At 61.5% G+C, this 717-nt stretch carries 1 protein-coding gene; it reads left to right on the top strand.

The window, feature by feature from the left end; all coding sequences use genetic code 11:
* Positions 1 to 465 precede the first annotated feature (465 nt).
* Positions 466 to 717: hypothetical protein (locus B2J89_RS21345; protein ID WP_169170830.1), on the top strand; the 252-nt coding region annotated here is incomplete at its 3' end.

Genomic DNA, 717 nt, shown 5'->3' with positions numbered 1-717 from the left:
TTCGAAATACAGCCGCTCCACACTGCTTTCATCCCGGGTCTGTGGCACATGCGCTGGTTTTTTGGTGCTTTTGGTGGCCATCGGTGCAGTTGGTAGTGAGGGACAGTCTGGCAGGTTCGCCATCGCCCGCAGAGCCTGGCGGGCGGGGCAGGGTGGAGCAGGAGGCAGCGTGGGTGTGGGAGCTTGGTGCGGTTATCCGTGGCGCATTTTAGGTGTCGGCACCGTTGCTCCATAAGCCCAAACCACGGCTGCACAACATTACCACAGTGTCTGTTCAATGTTGTTGACGCATGTCGTCATAACTGTCTACACTTTGTGTATAGGTTGCATTTTACGCGGGAAAAGTACTCCGCCGAGGCTGAGACGCGGATGCCAACGGCTTCTGGATGCCTTCCTGCGTCCCAGGCCGGCGTGCCCCAGCCCTGATCCCCTCGCAACGTCACGAAGAATCCAAGGAGACACGGTATGAGCGATATGAGCATTGGCACCAGCCTGCGGTCCGTAGGACTGGACGACAAGTACACCGCGTCCGAAGGCACGGTGTACCTGACCGGCGTGCAGGCCCTGGTGCGCCTGCCGATGATGCAAAAGCGCCGCGACCGCACGGCCGGGCTCAACACCGCCGGCTACATCACCGGCTACCGCGGTTCGCCCCTGGGCACCTACGACGACCAGCTGGCCAAGGCGCGCAAGCACCTCGACGCGCACGACGTGGTG

It is taken from the genome of Acidovorax sp. SRB_24 (assembly GCF_012931925.1).
Note: the sequence above shows the minus strand (reverse complement) of the source record. Positions and strands in the feature narration are given on the sequence as shown.